Below are 6,593 nucleotides of genomic sequence, written 5' to 3' on the forward strand. Positions count from 1 at the left end.
GTTTTTTATACGTTTACAAGTATTGAATAAATTTCTTCTAATGAAGTCTCCCCTTCTGCCAAAATATCAAAGGCTTTATCAGAAAGGCTCTTATACTCTTCTTCATTATAAAGTTTATCTACATTGTTATTTTTAATTGCCTGAGCTATAATATGATCAATATTCACAACTTCATAAATGGCTCTTCTGCCTTTATATCCCGTGTGATAACATTTATTACAGCCTACAGGTTTATATATTTTCTCTAGGTTATAAGGTTTTTTATATGTTTTAGGGAAATCTTCTTCCTCACAGTTAACTTCTGTTTTACAATCCGGGCACAGTTTTCTAACAAGCCTTTGGGCTACTGAAAGATTTAGGGTTTCTGCTATAAGGTATGAAGGTACCCCCATATCAATTAGTCTTGATATAGTACCAAAGGCAGAGTTAGTATGTATGGTAGACAGAACCAAATGTCCCGTTAGCGATGCCCTGATAGCCATTAATGCTGTCTCAGAGTCCCTTATCTCACCAAGCATAATAATATCAGGATCCTGCCTTAAAAATGACTTCAATGCAGACGAGAATGTTAAACCTATATCTTCTTTAAGCTGAACCTGATTAATCCCTTTAAGCGTATATTCAATAGGATCTTCAACAGTTACTATATTACGCTTACTATCATTAAGAAGCCTTAGTGTAGCATAGAGAGTAGTTGTTTTACCTGAACCTGTGGGACCGCTAATTAATATTATTCCGTTAGGTTTTTTAACAGCTTCCAGGTAATAGTAAAGTTCTTCTTTTTGAAATCCTAAAGTTGAGAGATCAATATTAGAAGCATCCTGTCCCAAAAGCCTCATCACAATTTTTTCTCCAAAAAGCGTAGGTAAAATGGAAACTCTTATATCAAAAGTATCATTTGTAATCCTGCCATCCTGAGGTAATCTTTTCTCTGTAATATTTAGTTTAGACCTGATTTTTACTTTATTAACCAGTTCCAGATAATTTTCTTTTTCTACTTTATACCTCTCTATAAGTTGTCCGTCAATCCTAAATCTTATTCTGGCATTTTCCTCATATACTTCAAAATGTATATCACTACTTTTTAGTGACTTTGCTTCCTGAAGTAAATTCTCCAAAAAATCTCCTTTATCTATGGTGAAATCCTTAGCAGTATTCGCAGCTCTTTCCTGCCGGTAATAAACCGAAAGCGCTTTTTCAATTTCACTATTAGGGAAAGAAAATAAAACTACTTCCTGTCCTAAAAGCAATTCTAGTTCATCTTTTACTTCATCGGTATTATTAGCCTCATCTATATATAAAGCCATATTCCCTTCTAAACTGTCTTTAGGCAGTACACGGTAATGGTTGGCTATATCACCCGAAATTAAGTGCTGATTTTCCTGACTTACAACAATCTCCATAACTAGCCTAATAAAGATATATGTGAATAATCAAGTAAAAAATCCGCAGCTATAATAAACAGAAAAAGAACCGAAGCATAACCTGCAAGCGGAATTGTTTCTTTTTTCATAACCTTCTTAAAAGCAAAGTAAAGTACTATAGAAAAAAACATAGAAACTATAAAGTATACTATATAATTTCTCAGAACAAAAAACGGGGAAAGAGCCATAAAGAAAAGTAAATCTCCAAAACCAAAATAGTTTTTAAACGGATTAAGTATTCTTTTTTGCTTAGCACTCATATATAAAACCAATACAGAGAAAACGAACACAAAAAAAAGAACATTCAGAAGCATAACATTTAAAAGAACTTTTATGCCCGCTTTTACAAGGTATAAACCAGAACAAAATATAATAACAGGTAATATTACATGAATATACCTGTATTTAATGTCCTGATAAATAACAAAACAAAGAGATAAAAACAATATTATTATAACCAAAAGTTCCACTATTCTTTAACTACCTCTTTAAGTACTTTTTTATGATCTATTTCCCAAGTATTAAAATTGCCGTCTCCATCAAGGTCAGAAACAGAGGTAGCTCTTGCTAAAAATGAGTTATTACTGGCTTCAATAATTTCAATTTTATAAACAGCCTGTCCGCCTTCGTCTACCGTAAGCTCCTGTTCAAAACCAAGCTCCTCCAAACTATTTGAATATTTAGAAAAACGATAAAAATTGCTTTTTTGCAAACCATAAACCTGGTTAAGCATTGCCTGAGCCTCAATAGCTTTTGCCTGTCCTATTACAGATGTTTGGTTTGGCAGCACCATTAACAATAAAATACCTATAATACAAAGCACTATAAGTATCTCTGTTAACGAATATGCCTTAGCTTTGAGGTTTTTTAGTTTTTTTAAATATTTAAAAAATAGATAATTTTTTCGCATAATTTAACTTTTAAATAACAAGAAAATCATTAATAAGACAATCTTAATGCCAAAAATACAAAACTATTGATAACTATAGTTAATTGCGTAAAATTTTACTTAAATCAAACATTGGAGCATACATTGAGATCATTATTATACCTACCACAAGTCCAATTACTATTATAATCATAGGTTCAAGAATTACCCCTATCATCTTGGTTTGATGATTAATTTCTTCATTGTACTGATCACTTAATTTCTCAAACATAACATCAAGTTGATTAACATGTTCAGAAACTTCAATCATGGTTACAAGCCTGTCTTCATATATTTTATGCTTTCTAAGACTTTCACTTAAAGATGCTCCACGGGTAATATCATTCTTTATATCCTCAATTGAATTTTCAATAGGATAAAATCCAATCATTTTTGATGTAAGATTAAGTGAAGCAATAAGAGTTGTTCTGGAAGATGTTAAGAGGTTCATTGCCTGACAGAACCTTGAAATATAAATTTTCCTGATAAGACTCCCAAAATATGGAATTTTCAATACCAACGATGCCATAAGCCCCCGGTAGCTATTTTTATTTTTTAAATAATAGTGTCCTGCTACCAAACCGGCAATCACAATAGCAATTACAGTAAAAAGATAACCTGAGTTGTTTGACAGTTTAATAATATACTGAGTACTTTTAGGCAACTCACTACCAAACTGACGGAATACCGAACTAAACATAGGTACTACTTTTGTGAGCATAAAATACAGCACTAAAAAAGTTACCAGTAAAACAATTACAGGATAAGTAAGCACACTAACTATTTGCCTGCGCATTTGTATTTTTCGGCTAAAAAACTTTTGTAGTTCAGTAAGTACATCCTCCAGTTTTCTTGTTTCTTCACCTATTTGTATGCTATAATATTCATAAGGGGAGAAATGTCCCGAAACCTTCATTGCCTCATAAACTCCTTTACCGTCAACTACTTTATCTTTTATAGCATCAATAATATCTTTTTCAAATTTATTTTTGTTTTGATTACTAAGTATCTCAAGAGCTTTTTTAAAATCAACCCCTGCTTTTAAAAGCATACCAAGTTCACGGTAAAAAAGTTCTTTTTTCTTATCTGAGAACTTCTTTCCAAAAGTTACCTGTGTATTTAAATTGAACCCATGTTGCTTTTTTTCTTCTTTCTTATATGTACTTAAATCAAAACTCATTTTTTTGGTAAGGCTTTAAAAGTTCTTCAAGATATACTTTTTTATAAAAAAACATATCTGTTTTTTGTTGATCTACTATAAGTTCCCAATGTAGTCGCTGGTAGCGAAAAGGTTTGTTTTCTGACTGTAATTCTTCTATAAACACTCTTTTTGTTTGTAAATGAAAGGTATCTGTAAAATCTCCCTGTGCTCTCACAAAGTATTCCTTCATAATAAAATATGTTACATCATTCTCTTTATAATCAGAAAACACTAACCTATCTCCCGAAGGCATTTGCATGCTACTACTTTCAAAAACAGCTTTATTTAAACTATAGCTCATTCTGTTAAGGTCTGATATGCCTTCGTTTTGTTTTTTAAAATCGTCTAAACGCTGTGATGTAACAGAAAATATGATAAATACTATAGTAAGTATAATAGCCGTTACAGCCATACTTACCACAGCTTCTACAATAGTAAACGCCGGTATTTTATTTCTCTCCGGGTACATAAAAAACTTTTTCAGGGTATTCAGTAATACTGTCACTGTATTTAATGATGATTTTTTTACTCCCTTCGGTAAACTCCTCTTCTATAATCCAGTTTTCATTATCATATTTTTCTTTTAAAGAATCAAGCCCTATCTGCATATCAAAAAAAGCAGCCTGTATCTTATTTTGAGAACTGTAAAACTTCATTGATGTATTAGGCGCAAAAACAGCCGAATATACCATTATTGCTATATACAGGCACACCGATATTATAGTAAGAGCTATAACCGATTCCAGTAACGAATTTGCCGGTACTTTACATAACCTTTTTAATTGTTTCATAGCTTTTATTACTATTATCAAGTAGTGGTAATGGTATAAAGAATTGCGGACGCTTTAAAACATTTATCTCAATATCGGCCAGGCAATTATCATATCCGGTAGATGCTGTTTTGTGCACAAACCAGTTTGTATAAACAGATCCTTTTACATCACTTTGCAATACAAGTCTACCTGTACAATATATACTACCGGTTATCAATCCTTCTTTCTCAATAAACATAATGTTGTTTTCTAACATTTGCATTTCATTTCCGCATAAAACCAATGCCCCGTTAACCACGCTCCCCTCCTTTAGCAAAATACCTCCCTTATTAGCAGAGGTATTATTTACACACAATGCAGAAGGATAATTAAGCCTTACCCCTTTTGCAGTTTCTATTTTTGTTCCTGCAAAAGCCTGGAGTGTGCCTTCAAAACCTTCTTCAAAATATATTTTTGATGCCTTTATAATAACATCTTCAAGTCTTGCTGTTTTTTTTATCAAAATAGAGTCGGTACCCGTAATAAGCACATTACCCTTTATATTTACATTACCAAGCTCATTACCTTTTAGCCTGAGTTCAAGCAACGGATTGCGAAATGAATTAAAAAATACCGAATCACTCTTTACCACTTCCTGCAACTCAAAGCTTTGTGCTGAATTAATCGAGAAGGCATCTTTTAGCTGTTGGTTCATATCTGGAAGCTTCGTCTCGGAAACCTGAACCTGTCCTACATTTTTTTCCAAATGATTAGGGCGATTATCAATATGTACCGGTTTTATAAAAGTAGAAGGCAGTTTTTTGTTACCTACAAGCACCACATCTCCCGAATAAGTGAGGGGTCGGTTTGTATTTGTTAAAAAAACACACGTCTTATCTACAGTATTAGGAACAGCAAAATGAGATGACGTAACCGTATCTCCCTTTATAAAGGAATGAGCGATTATAAGCTGTAAAAGTCCGTATGGTTTTGTTTCGTAAGCCGACTCTATCCCCTCATTTTCATCCAACGGCAATGAACCCGATTCCTGCATTTCACCTAATGCATAATTTACCAGAGACTGATTATGGATATAAAGCTCTTCGTGAGTATTATAATAAACATTGAGTTGATTATAAAGGTTTGCCGCATAGAGCAACCCCGCACATAATACAGCTACAATAAGGCATACAAAAATGGCATACAGTAAACTGTGAGCCCTAACCATTACTTACCTGCTTTTTATCTTTTTTACCAAAGAGTCTTTTAAAGAACCCCGGTTTATCATCCTTAGGCTGAGATTGCTTCTTAACCTTTTCTTTTTTTACTTTTTGTTGTTTTGGTTGTTTGGTTTTATCTGCTTTATCTTTTTTTGAGAACAGCCTGCCAAAGAAGCTCTGCTTATCTTGCTCACCAGCCTGCTGTACTGCCGACTTTGGTTTAACCTGCTGTTGGGTTTTATTAACCTCTTTCTCCTCAGGTTTATCCTTTTTACTAAACAAACGCTTAAAGAAACCCGGTTTTTTATTCCCGTTGGTAAGTGTGTCCTTAACTTTAACTTTTTTCACTACCAGTTCACCATGCTTGTATTTAAGGGTATCCCCTTTAGTATGGTTAATCCAGCGTCCGTGCTTTTTATTGTTTTTATAACGACCTTCTTCAACAAGGTTTCCTGTTTCGTCATAAGCATAATAACTTCCGTCAAGTTGCCCGTCGTTCCAGTAGGCCTTTGATTGTAATGTACCGTTTTCAAACCACGACTTCCAGTATCCTTCTTTAATACCGTTTTTAAACTTACCGGCTTCAGCTAACTGATTGCTGTGATAGTATTTAAAAAATTCGTCGTGAAGCAGTTCCCCGCCCGTACCATATTCACTACTGTGAATACGCCCGCCTTTAAACCAGTAGTAGTGTCTGTCAGACTCCGGTTTAACAACTTTATCTGTAGTATAGAATTCGTAACGAAAATCAGGATCGGAAATTTTCTTTTTTAATGAAACTCCAAAAGACAAACAGCAGAAAGCTGCTATGAGTAATAAATATTTATGCATTTGTGTGGTTGGTTTTTTGGCTGTGCCAATATAACCATTTTTTGTAACCTAAAACAGAGATTATTTTATATCTTTAGCATAAATAAAACGAATAAAAAAGTGCTTTATTAATGTGTTTTTTGTGCCAATTTTAGCATTTTTAGGCATAAATTATAAACATAAAAAAAGCCATACGTTCTTATATATAAAGGAAAAAGAAGGGGTTAGATTACTATCCTTTCGGAATGCAGATGCCGA

8 protein-coding genes are annotated in these 6,593 nt (G+C 33.3%); all 8 read right to left on the bottom strand.

From position 1 onward, the window contains the following. Positions 1–5: 5 nt before the first annotated feature. Positions 6–1,403 carry a GspE/PulE family protein gene (locus Q763_RS08160; RefSeq protein ID WP_035133034.1) on the bottom strand — a complete coding sequence of 466 codons (1,398 nt, stop codon included), beginning with the start codon at positions 1,401–1,403 and terminating at the stop codon, positions 6–8. Positions 1,404–1,405: 2 nt separating this feature from the next. Beyond that, a complete protein-coding gene (locus Q763_RS18085; protein ID WP_035133035.1) occupies positions 1,406–1,684 on the bottom strand; it encodes a hypothetical protein in 279 nt (92 codons plus the stop codon). A 209-nt stretch (positions 1,685–1,893) separates the two neighbouring features. Further along, positions 1,894–2,334 carry a type IV pilin protein gene (locus Q763_RS08170; protein WP_035133036.1) on the bottom strand — a complete coding sequence of 147 codons (441 nt, stop codon included), beginning with the start codon at positions 2,332–2,334 and terminating at the stop codon, positions 1,894–1,896. Positions 2,335–2,413: 79 nt separating this feature from the next. Continuing rightward, on the bottom strand, positions 2,414–3,532 hold the full coding sequence (locus Q763_RS08175; protein WP_035133037.1) for a type II secretion system F family protein: 1,119 nt from the start codon (positions 3,530–3,532) through the stop codon (positions 2,414–2,416). Further along, entirely contained in the window at positions 3,522–4,022 is a 501-nt protein-coding gene (locus Q763_RS08180; protein ID WP_035133038.1) for a PulJ/GspJ family protein, read from the bottom strand. Before Q763_RS08180 ends, Q763_RS08175 begins: the two co-directional genes overlap by 11 nt. Further along, positions 4,003–4,344, bottom strand: coding sequence for a hypothetical protein (locus Q763_RS08185; RefSeq protein WP_035133039.1), 342 nt, complete (start codon positions 4,342–4,344; stop codon positions 4,003–4,005). The genes Q763_RS08180 and Q763_RS08185 overlap by 20 nt, the downstream gene beginning before the upstream one ends. Further along, on the bottom strand, positions 4,319–5,533 hold the full coding sequence (locus Q763_RS08190) for a hypothetical protein (RefSeq protein WP_035133040.1): 1,215 nt from the start codon (positions 5,531–5,533) through the stop codon (positions 4,319–4,321). The genes Q763_RS08185 and Q763_RS08190 overlap by 26 nt, the downstream gene beginning before the upstream one ends. Then, complete coding sequence (locus Q763_RS08195) at positions 5,526–6,356, bottom strand: toxin-antitoxin system YwqK family antitoxin (protein ID WP_157499388.1); 831 nt, start codon at positions 6,354–6,356, stop codon at positions 5,526–5,528. Before Q763_RS08195 ends, Q763_RS08190 begins: the two co-directional genes overlap by 8 nt. Between the last annotated feature and the right edge of the window lie 237 nt (positions 6,357–6,593).

The organism is Flavobacterium beibuense F44-8 (assembly GCF_000769915.1).
Taxonomy (GTDB): domain Bacteria; phylum Bacteroidota; class Bacteroidia; order Flavobacteriales; family Flavobacteriaceae; genus Flavobacterium; species Flavobacterium beibuense.